The sequence below is a fragment of the Halorussus gelatinilyticus genome (assembly GCF_023238445.1).
GTDB lineage: Archaea > Halobacteriota > Halobacteria > Halobacteriales > Haladaptataceae > Halorussus > Halorussus gelatinilyticus.
In genome coordinates this window covers 749,648-767,080 of sequence record NZ_CP096658.1, presented here as the reverse complement: position 1 = coordinate 767,080, position 17,433 = coordinate 749,648, and the positions used below count along the sequence as shown (strand labels likewise).

Below are 17,433 nucleotides of genomic sequence, written 5' to 3'. Positions count from 1 at the left end.
GGGGTCCGGCGTTCAAATCGCGGGCTGGCCGCCCGAGCGACCGCCGCGACCGCGGTACGTCGCGTCGCCGAACGCCAGTATCGGGAAGAAGATCATCGGGAGGAACCAGAGTCCGAGTCCCCAGCCGACGTCTTTGCCGAACGCCTTCGCCAGTCCGACGTACATCTTCCATCCGGCGTAGAGGTTGACCAGCGGGACCATCATCAACAGGAGGTACCAGCCCGGGTTGTCGCCGATCTTCAACATGATGTAGGTGTTGAATATCGGGACGATGGCGGCCCAACCCGGTTGGTCGGCCTTGTCGAAAACCTTCCACATGCTCGCTATCATCAGGACGGTGAGTCCGAGTGCAAACACGAGGAACACCGTCCCCAGTACGTTTTCTGCCATGATTCGTGTGGTAGTCGTAGTGAACAGCACTAACTGTTAAAATCTTTGAAATCTGGGTCGCGCCGAACGTCGCCTCCGGAGTCGGCTCACTCGTCCGAGAGAACGCCGCGGACGCCGTCCGTCAGAATATCCAGTCCGGTCGCGGCGTCCGCGAGGTCGATGTACTCGTCCACGGCGTGCGCCTGCGCGAGGTTCCCCGGCCCCCAGATAATCGCCGGCGTCCCGGCCGCCACGAACTCGCGGGCGTCGGTCGCGGCCTCCAGTCCCCACGGCTCTCGGGGCGCGTCGGCCGACTCCGCCGAGAGGCGGCGGAACCGCTCGGCGAGCGGATGGTCGGGGTCGATTCCGGCCGACGCGTAGTGCTTCACGAGCGACAGGTCCGTCTCGACGTCCGCCTCGCGCTCGACCTCGGCGAGCAGGGTCTCGATTTCGCCTTCGACCGCCTCGAAGCGTTCGTCGGGCAGGATGCGCCGGTCGAGCAGGAACTCCGCGCGGCCGGGCAGGACCGCCATGTTCGAGTCGGTCCCGGCCTCGAACTCGGTGACGGTCGCGTACGCGCGGCCGACGAGCGGGTCCGTGCGCTCGCGCAGGCGGTCGTCGTACTCGTCTACCGCGTCGAGGACGGGCCGGGCCGCGTCGATGGCGTTGGTGCCCTGGTCGGGGCGACTCGCGTGGGAGGCCGACCCCGAGACGCCGACGCGGTAGGTCACGACGCCCTTCCCGCTCGTGCCGACCCGGAAGTCGGTGGGTTCCAACACGACCGCACAGTCCCCGCCGTAGCCCGCTTCGATGAGCGTCCGGGTGCCGGGGTGGCCGGTCTCTTCGCCCATCGCGCCGTGGAAGACCAGCGTTCCGTCGAGGTCTCCGCTCTCGATTTCGGGCGCGAGGTCCCGGACGGTCAGCATGGCGGCCGCGAGGTTCGTCTTCATGTCGGCGCTCCCCCGTCCGTGGAGTCGCCCGTCCTCCACGACGCCAGCGAAGGGGTCGTGGGTCCACTCGTCGGGGTCGCCCGCGGGCACCACGTCGAGGTGGCCGTTCAGGACGAGCGTGGGCGCGTCTGCCGACTCGCCGGCGGTCTCGTCGCTGGCCCCGCCTCCGGTCTCGTCGCGCGGGTCGTCGCCGACCCACGCGACCGCCTGCGCGCGCTCGGCGCTCGGCTTTTCCACGAGTCGCGCCTCGATGCCCCGCGATTCGAACCAGTCCACGACGAACTCGGCGCAGGGTCGCTCGTCGCCCGGCGGGTTCTCGGTCGGGACGGCCACGAGGTCGGCCGCGAGGTCGGCGAGTTCGTCGTCTCGGGTCATCGTCGTGACTCGTCGTTCGGACGCCAGCGCGTTAATTTCTCGGGTCGCGGCGGTCTCCCCGTCGGTAGCCCGTGCTGTCGAACGATCAGCGACTCGTGCAGTCGAACAGTCAGTAACCCGAACGGTCGAACAGCCGGTCCACCGCCGCCAGTCCGGGACTTCCCGCGAGGGACCCGAGCGTCGCCCCGACGTGGTAGGCGTAGTCGTCGGGCGTCTCCCACGCTGCGCGGGCGAACGCCGCCGTCGCGCGGGGCGACCATCCCTCCTCGGCGAGCAACTTCCGGCCGGCCTGATAGTGGGTCTCGCGGAGCGCGCGCTCGCGGATGCGGTCGGGGAACTGCCGATAGAGCCGGTCGTAAGTCGCTATCACCGACAGCCGGCCGTCGAGGTAGCGCCACGATTCCGACAGCGAGTCGCCGGTCCGCCCGCGGAAGACCAGCGGTTCGGCCACGAAGTCGAACGTCGTCTGGAGCGCGAGGTCGATTTTGAGACCCGTGTCGTCGGCCCCGTGTCGGTGGCGGAGCGGGAGGACGCGCTCTATCGTCTCGCGGTCGATGAGCATCGTGGAGTTGATGCAGGGGAACGTCCGCATTTCGAGCGCACGGCCGAGGACGTCGCCCCGGACGACCGGATTCGGCCGGATTCGACCGCGCTCCTCGTCGTCCATCCCGCAGTAGACGACGCCGACCTCCGGGCCGAGACGGGGGACCTGCTTTCGGATTTTCGAGGGGGCGAGTCGGTCGTCGTCGTCCAGAAACTGGACGTACTCTCCGTCCGCTCGCTCCGCTCCCTCGCTTCTGGCGGCCTGCGGTCCCTCGTCGCGCTCTTGGGCGACGTAGGTCGCGTCGAACTCCTCGGCGACCGGTCGGGCGCGTTCGTCCTCGGCGCCGTCCACGACGATGGTCTCTATCGGCTCGTACTCCTGTGCCGCGACGCTCTCGAGCGCCCCGCGCAGGCGGTCGTTTCGGTAGTGGGTCGGGACGACGACGGAGACGAGACCGTCGGTGTCGGACCGCGGCGAGTCGGCGGTGTCGGTCATGTCGCTCCACCTCGTACGACCTCGGCCGGGAAAGTCGCGGTGGCGGGCGACGAGCGAGTCGGGCGTCGCCGGCGCGTTTCCATATTTTCATAAGGGATTGGTGTCGTGGATACGGTACCGAAGATGAGCGGGACCTGCGCGGAAACGCATCGACAGGGGGCCGGGGACGATGGCTGAGACGGAATCGCTCGACGCGAGACAGGGGACGCCCCAGTTCGTCGTCGTCTGCGGCCTGCCGGGGGTCGGCAAGACCACCGTCGCCGAGGACGTGGCCGAGCGACTCGACGGGCGACTCCTCCGGACCGACGTGGTTCGCAAGGACATCCTCGACGACCCCGAGTACACCGAGGGGGAGTCCCGGATGGTCTACCGCGAACTGTTCGAGCGCGCGAGCGACGTCGTGGAGGGCGGCCGGAGCGTCGTCCTCGACGGTACCTTCAAGGACGCCGGCGACCGCGAGCGCGCGGTCGAACTCGCCGAGTCGCTGGACGCGACGTTCCGACTGGTCAAAGTCGAGTGCGACGAGTCGGTCGTCCGAGACCGAATCGCCGCCCGCGAGGACGACGAGAGCGACGCCGACTTCGAGGTTCACGCGATGTATCGCGAGCGGTTCGACGCCATCTCCGCCGACCACGTGACGGTGGACAACTCCGAGAGCGCGGCCGAGACCCTCCGACAGGTCGCCGAGCAGTTCTGAGTCGGTGACGTTCGACGGCACTGGTCTCCGACCCCGAATCCGCTACCTTTTTGCCCCGATGCTGACCACCGGGAACCGAGAATGGTCGCCGAGCAGATAGACGCGCCGGACCCGGAAACCCTCGTCAGCGAGGCGAAGGCCGCGTTCCGGGACGGTGCCGTGCTGTCCGTGCAGGCCCGCTGCGAAGTCGAGTACGACGGCCGAACGTCGGGACACTTGGGACCGGGGGACCGCCTCCTCGTCGCCAAGCCCGACGGAACCTTCCTGGTCCACCAGCCGACCGGCCACAAGCCGGTCAACTGGATGCCCGGCGGGGGCACCGTCTCCGCGCGCGAGAGCGACGGGGAGGCGGTCTTGCTGGCGCGCCGAACCAACCCGACCGAACGCGTCGAGGCGCGGATTTTCGACGCGCACGGCCTGACGCGCTTCGACGCGACCGACGGTGCGACCTACGAGGAGTCGGGCACCGAGGCCGAGATGCACGAGTACATCGAGCGGAACCCCGAGGTGTTGGAGGAGGGTCTCCGCATCGTGGAACACGAGCGCGAGAGCAAGTACGGCTTTATCGACTTCTTCGCGCGCGACGAGTCGGGCACCCCGGTCGTCGTGGAGGTCAAGCGGATTCAGGCCACGCTGAACCACTTCGACCAGTTACAGCGCTACGTCTCGCTGTACGAGGACGGCGAGGAGTCGCCCGAGGACGGCGTCACCGCCGACGACGGAACGGTCCGCGGGATGCTGGTCGCGCCGGACGCGTCCGAACGCGTCCGGCGCGCGCTCCGGGACAACGGACTGGAGTTCGCGGAACTCGCGGAGTTCGACACCGACGCGAAGGGCGCGACCGAGGCGAAACTGACCGACTTCTGACCACCGTACAGAAACTGCTCCACTGCCCGCGGTCGGGGTCGCGCTCCGCCCGCGGACGTTGCACGTCTGCGACGAACGCCTGACGCCCGACTGCCGAAAGCGGCGGTGAGGCGCGCGAGGTGGCTTGTCGCGGGCACACGACTCATGGCGCTCGAAGGCGAACGGTGACGGAAGATGAGACCCGTTCGACGGACGACCGCTCTCGGCGCGACCCACTCCGCCCATGCCCACTAACTGGTCGAAGTGGTTCGAGGGCGGGGACACGCTGTTCCCGTGGCTGACCCGCCGCCAGCGCCTCGTCACCGTCTACGTGATTTCCCTCGTGGTACTCATCCTGCTGTACTCGGTCCTCTACAACTACGGGATGCGGACGCTGGAGGGCCACGACCACTCGCTGTTCCGGTCGCTCCAGACCGTGGTCGAGACGATGACGACGACCGGGTACGGCGCGGACGCGCCGTGGTCGTCACCGCTGATGAACGTGTTCGTCGTCTTCATGCAGTTGACGGGCATCGGCATCGGATTCGCCACGCTCAGGGTCCTCATCATCCCGCTGTTCGAGCGCGCGCCGCTCGACCTCAGCGACCGCCTGACCGCGAAGGACGACCACGTCATCGTCTGCGAGTACCGGCGAGACACGGGCGTTCTGCTGGACGAACTGGAACGACTGGACGTTGGTTACGTCCTCATCGAGTCCGACGCCGAGGAGGCCAAGCGCCTCTCCGACGACGGGTATCAGGTCATTCACGGCGACTCCGAGGACGGTGCGGAACTCGAACGCGCGATGATACGCGACGCCAGTTCGCTCGTCGCCGACGCGGGCGACCACAACGCGAGCGTCGTCCTGACCGCCCTGCGGCACAACGACGACCTCGGGGTCGTCGCGTTCACCGACGCGCCGGACCACGAGGCCGCGCTCCGGGAGGTCGGCGCGGACGCGGTGCTGTCGCCCGACGCGCTCATCGGACGACGACTCGGCCAGAAGACCGCCGCGTGGGCCGACACGCCCGAGGCGACGGGCGACGCCACCGTCGGCGACGTCCGGATTCGGGAGGTGCTGGTCCGGCGCAACAGTCCGCTGGCGGGCGTCGCCATCGAGGACACCGTACTCGCGGGCCGGACCGGTCTCTCGCTGGTCGGCGCGTGGATAGACGGCGACCTCAGACTCCCGGCGGACCCGAGCGAGGTCGTCACGCCTAACTCGGTTCTCATCGTCGCCGGCACCGAGGCCGCCATCGACGACGTGCAGGAGTTCGCGGCCGGACTCCGACCGCCGCGCCGCCACGCCGACGTCCTCGTCGCCGGGATGGGCGTCGGCGGCCGGGCGGCCTACGACGCGCTCCCCGAGAAGGTCACTGCCACGACCATCGACCGCGAGGAGGGCCGCCACGTCGACGTGGTCGGCGACGTGCGCGACCCCGAGACGCTGGAACTCGCGGGCATCGAGGACGCCAGCGCGCTCGTCGTCACGGTCGGTGACGACTCGACGGCGATGCTCGCGGTCGCCATCGCCCGCACGCTGACCGACGACATCGAGATTCTCGTCCGGGTGGACGGCACCGAGAAGTCGCCGACCGCGTTCGACGCCGGGGCGGATTACGTCCTCTCGACGCAACGCGTGAGCGCCCGTCTCCTCGCACGGGAAATCCGCGGCGAGGACGTCCTCACGCCGCTCGAACAGCTCAGAATCGTCCGGACGGCCGCCGGAGCGTTCGCCGGGCGGACGCTCGCGGAGGCCAGCGCCGAGACGAGCGCGGAGTGCGTCTTCGTCGGCGTGGAGCGCGACGGCGCGCTCGTCACCGACGGGGACGCGACCATCGCGGACCGCGACCGCCTCGTCGTCGCGGGGACCGACGCGACGATTCGGGAGTTCGAGCGCCAGTTTACGTGAAATCCGGCAGGTTCGGGCGCGTACCAACGACCTTTTCGCGCCGACTTGCCTACGGGTCGTCAATGACTGCCGCCATCGAAGTCGAGAACCTTCGAAAGCAGTACGAAGGGGTACGGGCGCTCGACGGCGTCTCGCTGTCGGTCCCGGAGGGGAGTTTCTTCGGTCTCCTCGGGCCGAACGGCGCGGGCAAGACCACGTTCATCAACATCCTCGTGGGACTCGTCCGCCGGTCGGGCGGCCGGGCCGAGGTGTTCGGCCACGACGTGGAGGACGACTACCGCGAGGCCCGCGACGCCATCGGTCTCGCGCCACAGGAGTTCAACGTGGACCACTTCTTCCCCGTCCGCGAGGTGCTGGAACACAAGGCGGGCTACCACGGGATTCCGGCCGACGAAGCGAGCGAGCGCGCCGACGAGGTGCTGAAGCAGGTCGGCATCTACGACAAGCGCGACACCCGGTTCAACTGGCTCTCGGGCGGGATGAAGCGCCGGTTCATGCTGGCGCGGGCGCTCATCACCGACCCGGACCTGCTGATTCTGGACGAACCGACCGCGGGCGTGGACGTTCAACTGCGCCACGACCTCTGGGACCTCATCACCGAACTCAACGAGTCGGGCACCACGATTCTGCTCACGACCCACTACATCGAGGAGGCCGAACGGCTCTGCGACGAGGTGGCGATTCTCGACTCGGGCAACCTGCTGACCGTGGCGACGCCCGAGGAACTGATGGACCGCGGCCCGGACAAGATTCGGGTGACGCTCCGGGACGCTCCCGCGAGCGTGCCGGACCTGCCGATGCTCGCGGACGCCGGCGGTCCCGCCGACGAGGGCCGGGTCGAGAGCGTCGAACTCGACGGCGACCGACTGGTCGTCACGGCGACGCAGGGCGGACTCGTCGCGCCCGACCTCGTGCGGGCGCTCGACCGCGCCGGCCTCGAAATCGTGGACTTCGACATCTCCCGGACCTCGCTCGAAGAGGTGTTCGTGGAGATGACCCGCGAGGGCGGAAGCGACCAGCAGGCCGAGACCGACGGCGAGACCGTCGCCGCCGACGGCGGCGTGGGCGGGACGGTGGCCGACGCCGGAGGTGAGAACCGATGAGTCTCGTCTCTGGTCTAACAGGGTTCAAGACGCTCGCGCGCCGCGAGATTCTGCGCTTCCTCCGGCGGCCGCGCAACACCTTCGTCCCGCCGTTCGTGACGAACGTGCTGTACTTCTCGGTGTTCGGCGTCATTCTGGGCGACCGCGTGGGCGAAATCAGCATCGGCGGGGCCAGTGAGCCGATTCCGTACATCCTGTTCATCCTGCCCGGTCTCGTGGTCCTCGGAGCCATCTCGAACGCCTTCGAGAACGCGTCGTTCTCCGTCTTCCACGGGCGCTGGAACGACTACATCGAGGAGACCCTGACCTCGCCGATGTCCTACTCGCGGATGGTCGCCGCCTACATCGTGGCGGGCGCGACCCGCGGTCTGCTGGTCGGGACGCTCATCGCGGTCATCGGCGCGTTCTTCACCTCGGTCGGGGTCGCCCGACCGCTCTACCTCGCGGCGTTCGGACTGGTCGTCAGCCTGCTGTTCGCCAGTTTCGGCGTCGTGGTCGGTCTCTGGGCCGACGACTGGGACAACCTGACCATGATGAACCAGTTCATCGTGCGCCCGCTCGTGTTCTTCGGCGGGGTGTTCTACGCGATTCGGGAACTCCCCTCGCCGTATCAGGAACTCTCGATGCTGAACCCGATGGTGTACATGGTCAACGGCGTCCGGTACGGCTTCCTCGGCGTCTCGGAGGTGGACCCCAACTGGTCGCTGGCGGTGCTGTCGGCGCTGACCGCGGCCGTCCTCGCGCTCGACGTGGCGCTGTTCAAGCGCGGCTACGGGCTGACGGACTGACCGCGACTCTCACTCTCGGAGGAAACCCGACGTTTCCCGCCTCGGATTCGGGATAAGTCGAGCTTAGGTGACCTTTCGGGTGATTTCACGGAGTCGCCGACGGCCAACGATCCGACGAACCGCTACTCCGCGTTCCGCGCGCCCTCCTCGTACGGCCACCGGCCGCCGCGCTTCAGTTCCTCGACGTAGCCCTCGTCGATGCTGTCTCGAATCGCCTCGCGGGACTTCTGGGGAATCTCGCGGTCCGCGTCGGCCACCGCCAGCACCGACTCGGCGAGGAGAACCGCCGTCGCGCGCAGGTCGCGCACGTCGAGTTTGTCGAGCGTGTCGGCGTGGGTGTGGCCCCACCCGCGGCCCGACCCCTCCGACTCGGTGTAGGCCATGACGGCCGGGACGCCCTCCTGCACGAAGGCCCACTGGTCGCCGTGAGGACTGATGGTGTCGTGGCGCGCGAGCGGCGCGTCCAGGTCGTCGGTCACCTCCTCGAAGACCTCGCCGAGCGCGTCGAACCGGTTCGCGCCGACGCCGAGGTTCCGGGAGTTGCCCGCGCCGTCCACGTTGACGACCGCCTTCACCGAGTCGAGGTCGTGGCTCTCGGCCCAGTGGTACGCGCCCCAGAGGCCGATCTCCTCCGAACCGAAGGTGACGAACCGGACGCGCGCGTCGAGGTCGCCTTCGACCTGTGCGAGCAGGCGACCGACCTCGGCGACGAGCGCCGACCCCGCGCCGTTGTCGTTGGCTCCCTCCGCGATGTCGTGGGCGTCCACGTGGGCAGTGAGCAGGACCTCCGGCACGTCGTCGCCCTCCGGCCCGACCGCGGCCTCGACGTTCCGGGAGGTCGTCGCCTCGTTGCGACACTCGACCGAGAGGGTCGCGCTGGCCTCGTCGTCCGCGCAGTAGCGGGCGAGTCGCTCGCCGACCTCCGCGGAGACCCCGACCGCCGGAATCGGGCCGGGTCGGTTGTGATACCCGACTTCGCCGGTCGGCGGGAGACACCCCTCGACGTGGTTCCGGAAGACGAACCCGACCGCTCCGGCCTCGGCGGCCGCGACGTACTTCTCCATCCGGTGAATCCAGCGCCCGTGGTCGTCGGGCGTCTCGCTCGACGCCATCGCTATCTTCCCGTCGAGGTCCGCCGCCTCGAACTCCGCGGGGGTACCGTAGCCGACGTCCACGACCTCGCCCGCGGCCTCTCCGGCGGGCGTGCCGGGGAGCGCGACGACCTCGTGGGACCGCTCGTAGGTCCGGGCGTGGGGGTCGTCGAGGGTCAACTCGGAGGAGCCGCGCCACCAGCCGGGAATCTCGAACTCGTCTACCTCGACCGTGCGCAGTCCGGCCTCGGCGAAGGCGTCCGCGATTACTTCCGCCCCCTCGCGCTCGCCCTCCTGTCCGGCCATCCGGTTGCCGACTTCGACGAGCGCTTCGAGCGTCTCCCACGCGAATCGACTGGTGTAGGCGTCGCCGACGACGCCCTCGGGTAGTCGTGACATAGCGGGCCATGGACAGGTGTCGGCAAGAAGGTGTGGGTGGCGGAAATCGGGCGGGCGGGTTCCGGAGCAAAATCGCTGTTTCCGGCGGACAGGCGCGGTACGCTCGCTACTCCTCCCACGGCTCGCCGCCCTGCTGGTCGCCGAACAGTTCGCGCATCAGCGTCACGATGCTCTCGGGGGGGAACTGCCCGCGCTCGGTCACGATGGCGTCCACGTAGCGCGGCGGCGTCACGTCGAACGCGGGGTTCTCGATTGCGAAGCTCTCGCCGTCGGTCTCGCCGTCGATTTCGAGTTCCTCGTCCTCGGTCAGGACCTCCCGCTCGTCGCGCATCTCGATTTCGACGGTGTGGCCCGTCATCGTATCGGGGTGGAGCTTCAGCGTCTGGGCCGCGACCATGATGGGGACGCCCCGTTCGCGGGCGTTGACCGCCAGTCCGGAGGTCCCGATCTTGTTGATGACCGACCCGTCAGCCGCGATGGAGTCCGCGCCGACCAGCACGTGGTCGGTCTCGTCGAGGTATCGGCGGGCCGCGTTGTCCACGACCAGCGTGACGGGAACGTCCCACTCGCGGAGTTGCTTGGCGGTGATGTGGCCCTGCTTGCGCGGCCGGGTCTCCTTGACGATGGCTTCGATTTCCTTGCCCTGATCCAAGGCCGCCTCGACGCAGGAGAGCGCGTCGGTCGAGTGGCAGTGGGTCATCACGGTGTCGCCGTCGCGCAGGCGGTTCGCGCCGATGCGCCCCAGATTCTCCTGGGCTTGGTCGAGTTCGCGCCGGAACTCGCGGGCGCTCTCGACCACCGACTCGCGGAGGTCGGGCACCGTCTCGCCGTCCATCCCGCGGAGGACGTACCGGAGCGCGTTCGGCAGGCTGACCGCGGTCGGTCTGGTCTCGCGGAGTCGCCGCGCCGCGGCGCGCATCTCCGCGCGAAACGCCGCGGGGTCGTCGGCCGTGCTGTCCTCGGCCTGCGCGGCGAGCGCCTCGGCCGCGGCGTCGGCGATGGTTGCCGCACCGCGAATTTCCATGCTGGCGATGTCGCTGGCGGCCTCCTCGACGCTCTCGTGAAGCTCGGCGTCCATGTCCGCGAGGTACGGGCCAAGGCGGGAAAAGCGATAGGGGTCTCCTCGAAATCCCGTCGCGCAACCTGACAGGTTCACCGTCGCGTTTAACCGACCAATCCACCGGAAAAGCTCGGCCGACCAGTCCACCGTGGAGGGATGAAGGGGCCGACCGCTCGCGTTTACCGTGGTCGTCTGGCCGACCCGCTATCGAGGCGTGGCCCGAGCGAAGCGAGTGCCGGGCCGAAGATATGTCGGCCAGCGACCGCGAGCGGGCGGGGGCTTCCGAGGCGGTCGTCGTTACGGTTCTCACGGTCACTTCGAAGTCGTATCTGATTCGTAGCGAGCGGGCGGGACTTCGTAAATCGTCTCTCACCCAGTCTGCTCGGGCAGTTCGACCTCGTCGGGCGCGGGCATCCAGAACAGTTCGAGCGACACCGCCAGCGTGAACGGAATCACCCAGACCACGATGAGCGCGGTGCCCCGGTCCTCGACGCCGGTCCCGCCGAAGCCGACGAACCCCGAGAGGAGGATGGTCGTGACGAAGTACATCAGCGGGATGAACACCGCCGAGTACACCACGGCACCCCACTGGGTCGAGAGCCGAAGCCGGAAGAAGCGGATGGAGACCGCCGCGAGGACGGTGTTGACGACCATGATGAGCAGGAACCCGATGACTGTGGCGGCCGAGACCATTGCTACGTCGGTCTTGGGACCGCTCGCTTTTGTGGCTACCGGATACGCACCGGAGCGGAGTCGGGTCGGAGTGGCCTCGGCGTTCCCGACCGGAATCGACATGGCGCGGCGGCGCGTTTCAGCGCGCCGCCGAAACGCACCGCCGCGCCGTCGCACCGCTACGCCGCCGACCGTGGCCGGCGACCGCGGGCGGACAACTGTAGACACCTCAGAAGAAGGAAAATAATCTTTAAAGAAATATATAAAATTGCTAAACTCGTCCAAACCGGTTCGAGACCGAAGATTCACGTACGAAAAAGCCCGACCGAGACGTATGTACGCCGTCGTGGGGTGTAGCGACTGTCAGGCGCTCAAAATCGTGGAGGGTCGCCCGGAGACCACGCAGTGTCCCCGATGCGGCAAGCGCCGGAAGTTCGAGAAGCTGAAGAAGTTCGTGGAGACCGACGACGAGGACCACGCCCGCGAGGTCCGGTCGTCGATACTCGCCAACCGGCAGGGCGAAGGCGAGACGTTCGCCGAATTGGACTCCTTCAGCGAGATGGAGTCGCAGGTCGAGGAGGCTGGCGTCTCGGACGACGAGTATCTGGAAGCGTCGGGCATCGACACCGACGAGGTCGAGGCGGCCGCCGAGCGCGTCGAGAACCGGTCGGCCAGCACGCGCGGGTCCTCGCGGAAGGACACCGTGCTGGCGGCCCTGCGGGAACTCGACCGGCCGACCGAGGACGAGGTGGTCGCGCACGCCGGCGAGGAGGGCGTCCCGGCCGAGTACGTCCGCGACGCGCTCGACAAACTGACCCGCCGCGGCGAGGTCAGCGAGAGTCGCGGGCGCTACCGGTTGCTCTGACCGTCGGGAGCGTCGGTGAAAGGATTATTCGCCCGGGATTCGACTCTCCGGAAGAGATGGGGAAGCGTATCGAGCTTTCGGGCGGCCGGTTGGGTCTCCTCCTCTACGCGTTCCAACTGGTCTGACTGGTTGCGGTCCTGCTCTTCGTGGCGCTCCCCCTCGACGGTGCCGCAAGCGTCGCGTTGGCGGTCCTGTTCGGGTCGCTGGTGACCGTGACCGCGTTCGGCCTGTGGCGCAAGCGGACCGACGACGACGGGTTCGCGCACCTCGGAACGCTCGAAGACATCACGTACGACCCGTTCGCGGACCCCGGACAGGCGGCCCGAGACCGGTGGGAGAAGGCGGTCGGTCGTCTCCCCGACGAGGACGACGAGCGGGAGTGACGTTTCCGGTAGTCAAAAGACGACTCGGTTACGGGATTCCCGACGCTCTCCAGAGCGTGACGGCGAGCGTCAGGACGGTCAACACGAGTTTCACCAGTCGGAGCAACTGTGCGAACCGCGAATCGGTGAGGGACGGCTCCCCCTCGGATTTCGTCGCGGTCATGACAAACGGTCCCGCGGTGGCGGCCGGGGTGCGTGGCGTTGGGGGTAGGGGATGACAGCAGTCGGGTGGAGACCGAATCGAACTGACTGGGGTCGCACCCCGGCGGAGGAGGCGCTGCGTGCAGGAACTCGCTCGCTCCGGTCGGCCGCGCCGGGACCGATTACGGCTACGGCCGAGACCCGCATAAACCTCAGCCACGCGCGCAGTGAAAGTAAAAGTAGTCGCGTCCTCGCGAGCGAGACCACGGGACCGGTCCGGTCGCGTCCGGTCGGGCGCGAGTCGGCGGAGGCGACTCGCGCACTCGACCGGAATGAGAACTGTTAGGGGCCGCGCCCGCCATCCCCCGGACATGACCGACGACTCCGCCGCGAGCGATTCGGACGCCAGCGCCGCGAGCGACCCCGAGGCGCTCGCAGAGTTGGTCCGCGAGGGCGAATTGCGCCTCCACGAACTCGACGACCGCACCGACGCCGAGACGGCCGCGGCGGCCCGCAGGCGACTCCTCGAACTGGAGACCGACGCCGACGTCGAGACCATCGGCGACTACGCGCTCGACGCCGAGCAGGCCGCCGACACCGCCATCGAGAACATGGTGGGCGCGGCCCAGATTCCGATGGGAGTCGCCGGGCCGGTGCAGGTCGCGGGTGGCGCGGCCGACGGCGAGTTCTACCTGCCGCTTGCCACGACCGAGGGCGCGCTGCTGGCGAGCGTCAACCGAGGGCTATCGGTCATCGCGACCGCCGGCGGTTCGGACGCGCGCGTCACCAAATCGGGCATGACCCGCGCGCCGGTGTTCCGCGTCGGCGGCATCGCGGAGGCCGAGGAAGTCGTCTCGTGGGTCCGCGAGAACACCGACCGGCTCCGGGAGGCCGCCGAATCGACCACCAGCCACGGCGAACTCGTCGACGTGGACACCTACGTCGTCGGCGATTCGGTCTACCTGCGGTTCGTCTACGACACTAAAGACGCGATGGGGATGAACATGGCGACCATCGCCACCCGAGAAGCGGCCGACCTCGTGGAGGAGGAGACGCCCGCCTCGCTGGTCGCGCTCTCGGGTAACCTCTGCTCGGACAAGAAGCCCGCCGCCATCAACGCGGTCGAGGGACGGGGCCGGAGCGTCACGGCGGACGTGACGATTCCGCGCGAGACGGTCGAAGACCGCCTCCACACCACGCCGGAGGCCATCGAGGAGGCCAACACCCGCAAGAACCTCGTCGGGAGCGCGAAGGCCGGAGCCCTCGGCTTCAACGCCCACGCCGCGAACGTCGTCGCCGCGGCGTTCCTCGCCACCGGACAGGACGCCGCGCAGGTCGTGGAAGGGGCCAACGCCATCACGACCGTCGAGGCCCGCGAGGACGCGCTGTACGCCAGCGTGAGTCTCGCCAGTCTGGAGGTCGGTACGGTCGGCGGCGGCACCAAGCTCCCCACTCAGTCGGAGGCCCTCGACGTGCTGGGCCTGCGCGGCGGCGGCGACCCCGCCGGGAGCAACGCCGACGCGCTCGCCGAAATCATCGCCGTGGGCGCGCTCGCCGGGGAACTCTCGCTGCTCGCGGCGCTCGCCTCTCGGCACCTGTCGAGCGCCCACGAGGACCTCGGGCGCTGAGACGACCGACGGTCTCGCTCTCTCGCTGTCGTCCTCGCTCCCTCTCTGCCGGTCTCACTCCTTCGCTATCGGCCTCATTCTCTCCCTCACTCTCCTCGATTCGTTTTCCCGTAGTCGAACCTTTACGTCGCTCGCGGTTCTCGGTACGGCCGACTATGGAAGTCGTACCCAAAGACGCCGAGGAGTCCACCGAAGCCGTCGATGGCGTCCACCTCTCGCTGCTCGCGGGTGCCGACGAGATGAACGTCCAGCACTTCTTCATCGAACCCGACGCGGAGGTGCCCGAACACAGCCATCCCAACGAACAGACCGGCTTCATCACGAACGGAACGCTGACTTTCCTCGTGGACGGCGAGGAAATCGACGTGAGCGAGGGCGACTCGTACGCCATCCCCGGCGACGAACCTCACGCCGCCGAGAACCGCGGCGACGTGCCCGTCGAGGGCGTGGACATCTTCAGCCCACCGCGCGAGAATCCGGACTGGAAGGACTGAGAAGCGAGCCGTCGGGATTCGCGGAACTCGAATTCTCGTCGCCGGGAAGTCCTCACGCCGTCCCGACAGCGCCGAGTAGAAGCTAGCGTCAGGCTCGAGCATCGGAGTCACCATGACCGCACAGTACCGCACAGCACCGTGCCAGCACGCGCCGAGAGTGACGTTTCACCGTCACTCGCGCCGGGTCACTCCAACCGTTCGAGGAACTGTCCGAACACTTCGGCCTCGACCTCGCGGAGTTCCGCGCCGTCGTTCGGCCCGACGCCGGTCTTCAGGCCCTCGGGGTCCGCGTCTGTCTCGCCGTCGCGGAGTCGGTCGAAGAGCGCCGTCGCCGGTTCCGAGAGCTTCTCGCGGTGGTCGGCCACGAAGTCGAGGGTCGCCTCGCGGTCCACCTCGCGGCCCGTCAGTTCGGCGTGAGCGACTCGGCCGACGCCCGCCGCGAGGACGACGAGGAACTGGCCGACCTGCTCGCGCACCACGTCGCGGCGCTCCCACGTCGCGTCGAGCAGGTCCGCGCCCGTCTCGTCCTCGCCCGCCAGCAGGCGGGTGAGCGCGAACCCGTAGAGCCGTCCGGCGCTGTCCTCGCTGCGAATCCGGTCGGCGTACCGGCGAATCAACTCGTCGCGCCGCGCGTTCGGGATTTCGTCCGGTTCGGCCCGCCCGAGAATCATCAGCGCGTGACCCCACCAGTCGGCGAGTTCGTCGTCCACGCCGTCCGCGTCGAGGATGTCGAGCATCGGTTCGAGCGCGTCGAGCGCGCCCCGCGCGTTCTCCCGGCGGGCGCGGAGTTCGACCACGCGCTCGTAGTGGTCGAGCGCCGTGCCGTCGTCGCCCCGCTTGCGCGCGAGGTCCGCCAGTTCCTTCCCGAGCGCCATCGCTCGCTCGGGGTCGCCGAGCCGACCCCGGACGCCGATCGCCTCCTCGTAGTGGTCGCGGGCGGTCTCGTAGTCGTCTCCCGCGAGTTTGGCGCGCTTCTCGTGGTAGAACGCCTCGGCGCGGCGCTTCCACGGGAGCAGTCCCGAGAGGTTCGATTCCAACCACCTGTCGAGTCGACTCCGGGTCCCCGGTGCCTCCGTCGTACTCATGCGATTGACTCGCACGCGGAATTTTATAAATCTCTCCCCCAATGAATTTAATACGGCGTGGCTTGTTCGATTAACGTATCGTCTGGAAGATAGATTTCGACACGCGAAAAGAAAGACGAAGCGAGGTCGAAGCGGAGCCGCAGCGGAATCGAAGCCGAATCGAAACGGAGTCGAAGCGACCGGCGTCTACGCGAGGTCGTCGATGTTGTCGCAGATGGCCTCGGCGTACTCGGTGGTCGAGACCTTCTCGGCGTCCTCGCGCTGGCGGGCGAGGTCGTACGTGACCGTGCCCGACGAGATGGTCTGCTCGACGGCGTCGCGGATGAGCTGGCCGGTGTCGTCCCAGCCGAGGTACTCGAACAGGAGCCGACCCGAGAGGATGAGCGCGCTCGGGTTGGCCTTGTCCTGTCCGGCGCGCTTGGGCGCGGAGCCGTGGACCGGTTCGGCGAGACAGCGGTTGTCACCGAAGTTCGCGCCGGGCGCGATGCCCAGACCGCCGATTTGGGCACCCGCGGCGTCGCTGAGGTAGTCGCCGTTGAGGTTCGGCATCGCGAGCACGTCGAACTCGTCGGTGCGCAGCTGCATCCACTGGAGCATCGCGTCGGCGAGGCGCTCCTCGACCATCACGGCGTCCTCCGGGATGTCCACCTCGTCCTGCTCCTCCCAGAGCGAGTCGGGCGCGGCGAAGACCTCGTCGTCGGGGTACTCCTCGTCGGCGACCTCCATGCCCCAGTCGCCGAACTGGCCCTCGGTGAACTTCATGATGTTGCCCTTGTGGACCAGCGTGACCTTGTCGCGGTCGTTCTCGATGGCGTAGTCGATGGCCTCGCGGACGAGGCGCTTGCTGCCCTTCTCGGAGATGGGCTTGAGACCGAGACCGATGGGACCCTCGTGCATCGTCTCGTCGAAGCCCATCTCCTCCTCGACGAAGTTCCGGACCTTCTCGACTTCCTCGGTGCCCTGCTCCCACTCGATGCCCGCGTACACGTCCTCGGTGTTCTCCCGGAACGTGACCATGTCCATCTCCTCGGGCGCTTTCATCGGGGAGGGAACGCCGTCGAGGTAGTAGGTCGGCCGGACGTTCGCGTAGAGGTCGAGCGTCTGACGGAGCGCGACGTTCAGCGACCGGAAGCCAGCGCCGACGGGGGTCGTGAGCGGCCCCTTGATGGCCACGCGGTGCTCGCGGATGGCCTCGACCGTCTCGTCGGGGAGGTTGACGTCCTCGCCGTACTTCTGTCGGGCGCTCTCGCCCGCGTAGAGTCGCATCCAGTTGACCTCGCGGCCGGTCGCCTCGGCGGCCTTGCTGAGGACCTTCTGGGCGGCCGGACCGACGTCCTGACCGATGCCGTCCCCGTGAATGATGGGGATGATGGGGTTCTCGGGAACTTCGAGTCCGTCTTCGCCTTCCTCCGCGACGGTAACCGGCTCCCCGCTTTCGGGGACTTCCACCTTGTCGTAGCTCATGACACTCGAATCTGCGTGAGAGAGGAATAAAAGGGCTACCGTTTAGTCCTGCGAGACCTCCATACGTCCTAA

The 17,433-nt window shown here is 68.2% G+C and carries 18 protein-coding genes; 9 read left to right on the top strand and 9 right to left on the bottom strand.

From position 1 onward, the window contains the following. Positions 1-12: 12 nt before the first annotated feature. From M0R88_RS03975 to M0R88_RS03965, 3 genes are all read right to left on the bottom strand, one after another. Positions 13-390: a DUF5684 domain-containing protein gene (locus tag M0R88_RS03975; protein WP_248655675.1), complete on the bottom strand. Its 378-nt coding sequence runs from the start codon at positions 388-390 to the stop codon at positions 13-15. A gap of 86 nt (positions 391-476) precedes the next feature. Next, a complete protein-coding gene (locus M0R88_RS03970; protein WP_248655674.1) occupies positions 477-1,694 on the bottom strand; it encodes a M20 family metallopeptidase in 1,218 nt (405 codons plus the stop codon). A 109-nt stretch (positions 1,695-1,803) separates the two neighbouring features. Continuing rightward, positions 1,804-2,733: a glycosyltransferase family 2 protein gene (locus tag M0R88_RS03965; protein WP_248655673.1), complete on the bottom strand. Its 930-nt coding sequence runs from the start codon at positions 2,731-2,733 to the stop codon at positions 1,804-1,806. Between the two features lie 169 nt (positions 2,734-2,902). Between M0R88_RS03965 and M0R88_RS03960 the strand changes: the two genes are divergently transcribed. From M0R88_RS03960 to M0R88_RS03940, 5 genes are all read left to right on the top strand, one after another. Further along, positions 2,903-3,430, top strand: coding sequence for a P-loop nucleotide/nucleoside kinase family protein (locus M0R88_RS03960; protein WP_248655672.1), 528 nt, complete (start codon positions 2,903-2,905; stop codon positions 3,428-3,430). Between the two features lie 81 nt (positions 3,431-3,511). After that, positions 3,512-4,297 carry an endonuclease NucS gene (gene nucS / locus M0R88_RS03955; protein ID WP_248655671.1) on the top strand — a complete coding sequence of 262 codons (786 nt, stop codon included), beginning with the start codon at positions 3,512-3,514 and terminating at the stop codon, positions 4,295-4,297. Between the two features lie 223 nt (positions 4,298-4,520). Further along, positions 4,521-6,188: a potassium channel family protein gene (locus M0R88_RS03950; protein WP_248655670.1), complete on the top strand. Its 1,668-nt coding sequence runs from the start codon at positions 4,521-4,523 to the stop codon at positions 6,186-6,188. 62 nt (positions 6,189-6,250) lie between these two features. Continuing rightward, positions 6,251-7,291 carry an ABC transporter ATP-binding protein gene (locus M0R88_RS03945; RefSeq protein WP_248655669.1) on the top strand — a complete coding sequence of 347 codons (1,041 nt, stop codon included), beginning with the start codon at positions 6,251-6,253 and terminating at the stop codon, positions 7,289-7,291. Beyond that, complete coding sequence (locus M0R88_RS03940) at positions 7,288-8,079, top strand: ABC transporter permease (protein WP_248655668.1); 792 nt, start codon at positions 7,288-7,290, stop codon at positions 8,077-8,079. Before M0R88_RS03945 ends, M0R88_RS03940 begins: the two co-directional genes overlap by 4 nt. Before the next feature lie 122 nt (positions 8,080-8,201). Here M0R88_RS03940 and M0R88_RS03935 read toward each other — a convergent pair whose 3' ends face one another. From M0R88_RS03935 to M0R88_RS03925, 3 genes are all read right to left on the bottom strand, one after another. Beyond that, on the bottom strand, positions 8,202-9,569 hold the full coding sequence (locus tag M0R88_RS03935; RefSeq protein WP_248655667.1) for a M28 family peptidase: 1,368 nt from the start codon (positions 9,567-9,569) through the stop codon (positions 8,202-8,204). A gap of 106 nt (positions 9,570-9,675) precedes the next feature. Then, a complete protein-coding gene (locus tag M0R88_RS03930; RefSeq protein ID WP_248655666.1) occupies positions 9,676-10,647 on the bottom strand; it encodes a ribose 1,5-bisphosphate isomerase in 972 nt (323 codons plus the stop codon). Between the two features lie 351 nt (positions 10,648-10,998). Next, positions 10,999-11,322: a DUF7991 family protein gene (locus M0R88_RS03925; RefSeq protein WP_248655665.1), complete on the bottom strand. Its 324-nt coding sequence runs from the start codon at positions 11,320-11,322 to the stop codon at positions 10,999-11,001. Between the two features lie 313 nt (positions 11,323-11,635). Here M0R88_RS03925 and M0R88_RS03920 point away from each other — a divergent pair, with 313 nt between their 5' ends. Together M0R88_RS03920 and M0R88_RS03915 are read left to right on the top strand one after the other, a co-directional pair. Further along, positions 11,636-12,166, top strand: coding sequence for a DUF5817 domain-containing protein (locus M0R88_RS03920; RefSeq protein WP_248655664.1), 531 nt, complete (start codon positions 11,636-11,638; stop codon positions 12,164-12,166). A gap of 125 nt (positions 12,167-12,291) precedes the next feature. Further along, positions 12,292-12,549, top strand: coding sequence for a DUF8000 family membrane protein (locus tag M0R88_RS03915; protein ID WP_497007286.1), 258 nt, complete (start codon positions 12,292-12,294; stop codon positions 12,547-12,549). A gap of 28 nt (positions 12,550-12,577) precedes the next feature. On the opposite strand, the gene M0R88_RS18645 is transcribed toward M0R88_RS03915, so the two are convergent. Further along, positions 12,578-12,712, bottom strand: coding sequence for a hypothetical protein (locus M0R88_RS18645; RefSeq protein ID WP_256468579.1), 135 nt, complete (start codon positions 12,710-12,712; stop codon positions 12,578-12,580). A gap of 349 nt (positions 12,713-13,061) precedes the next feature. On the opposite strand from M0R88_RS18645, the gene hmgA reads away from it, so the two are divergent. Both hmgA and M0R88_RS03905 read left to right on the top strand, forming a co-directional pair. Next, positions 13,062-14,318: a hydroxymethylglutaryl-CoA reductase (NADPH) gene (gene hmgA / locus M0R88_RS03910; RefSeq protein ID WP_248655662.1), complete on the top strand. Its 1,257-nt coding sequence runs from the start codon at positions 13,062-13,064 to the stop codon at positions 14,316-14,318. Positions 14,319-14,473: 155 nt separating this feature from the next. Beyond that, complete coding sequence (locus M0R88_RS03905; RefSeq protein ID WP_248655661.1) at positions 14,474-14,812, top strand: cupin domain-containing protein; 339 nt, start codon at positions 14,474-14,476, stop codon at positions 14,810-14,812. A gap of 185 nt (positions 14,813-14,997) precedes the next feature. Here M0R88_RS03905 and M0R88_RS03900 read toward each other — a convergent pair whose 3' ends face one another. Together M0R88_RS03900 and icd are read right to left on the bottom strand one after the other, a co-directional pair. Beyond that, on the bottom strand, positions 14,998-15,897 hold the full coding sequence (locus M0R88_RS03900; RefSeq protein WP_248655660.1) for a hypothetical protein: 900 nt from the start codon (positions 15,895-15,897) through the stop codon (positions 14,998-15,000). Between the two features lie 186 nt (positions 15,898-16,083). Further along, positions 16,084-17,361, bottom strand: coding sequence for an isocitrate dehydrogenase (NADP(+)) (gene icd, locus M0R88_RS03895; protein WP_248655659.1), 1,278 nt, complete (start codon positions 17,359-17,361; stop codon positions 16,084-16,086). Positions 17,362-17,433: the final 72 nt, after the last annotated feature.

Bases quoted from the DNA above. Each gene is read 5' to 3' on its own strand.
- M0R88_RS03935 (WP_248655667.1), bottom strand. From the start codon at position 9,569: ATGTCACGACTACCCGAGGGCGTCGTCGGCGACGCCTACACCAGTCGA.
- M0R88_RS18645 (WP_256468579.1), bottom strand. From the start codon at position 12,712: ATGACCGCGACGAAATCCGAGGGGGAGCCGTCCCTCACCGATTCGCGG.
- M0R88_RS03945 (WP_248655669.1), top strand. From the start codon at position 6,251: ATGACTGCCGCCATCGAAGTCGAGAACCTTCGAAAGCAGTACGAAGGG.
- M0R88_RS03900 (WP_248655660.1), bottom strand. From the start codon at position 15,897: ATGAGTACGACGGAGGCACCGGGGACCCGGAGTCGACTCGACAGGTGG.
- M0R88_RS03905 (WP_248655661.1), top strand. From the start codon at position 14,474: ATGGAAGTCGTACCCAAAGACGCCGAGGAGTCCACCGAAGCCGTCGAT.
- M0R88_RS03940 (WP_248655668.1), top strand. From the start codon at position 7,288: ATGAGTCTCGTCTCTGGTCTAACAGGGTTCAAGACGCTCGCGCGCCGC.
- M0R88_RS03975 (WP_248655675.1), bottom strand. From the start codon at position 390: ATGGCAGAAAACGTACTGGGGACGGTGTTCCTCGTGTTTGCACTCGGA.
- M0R88_RS03925 (WP_248655665.1), bottom strand. From the start codon at position 11,322: ATGGTCTCGGCCGCCACAGTCATCGGGTTCCTGCTCATCATGGTCGTC.
- M0R88_RS03960 (WP_248655672.1), top strand. From the start codon at position 2,903: ATGGCTGAGACGGAATCGCTCGACGCGAGACAGGGGACGCCCCAGTTC.
- icd (WP_248655659.1), bottom strand. From the start codon at position 17,361: ATGAGCTACGACAAGGTGGAAGTCCCCGAAAGCGGGGAGCCGGTTACC.
- M0R88_RS03965 (WP_248655673.1), bottom strand. From the start codon at position 2,733: ATGACCGACACCGCCGACTCGCCGCGGTCCGACACCGACGGTCTCGTC.
- nucS (WP_248655671.1), top strand. From the start codon at position 3,512: ATGGTCGCCGAGCAGATAGACGCGCCGGACCCGGAAACCCTCGTCAGC.
- M0R88_RS03970 (WP_248655674.1), bottom strand. From the start codon at position 1,694: ATGACCCGAGACGACGAACTCGCCGACCTCGCGGCCGACCTCGTGGCC.
- M0R88_RS03950 (WP_248655670.1), top strand. From the start codon at position 4,521: ATGCCCACTAACTGGTCGAAGTGGTTCGAGGGCGGGGACACGCTGTTC.
- M0R88_RS03920 (WP_248655664.1), top strand. From the start codon at position 11,636: ATGTACGCCGTCGTGGGGTGTAGCGACTGTCAGGCGCTCAAAATCGTG.
- M0R88_RS03930 (WP_248655666.1), bottom strand. From the start codon at position 10,647: ATGGACGCCGAGCTTCACGAGAGCGTCGAGGAGGCCGCCAGCGACATC.
- hmgA (WP_248655662.1), top strand. From the start codon at position 13,062: ATGACCGACGACTCCGCCGCGAGCGATTCGGACGCCAGCGCCGCGAGC.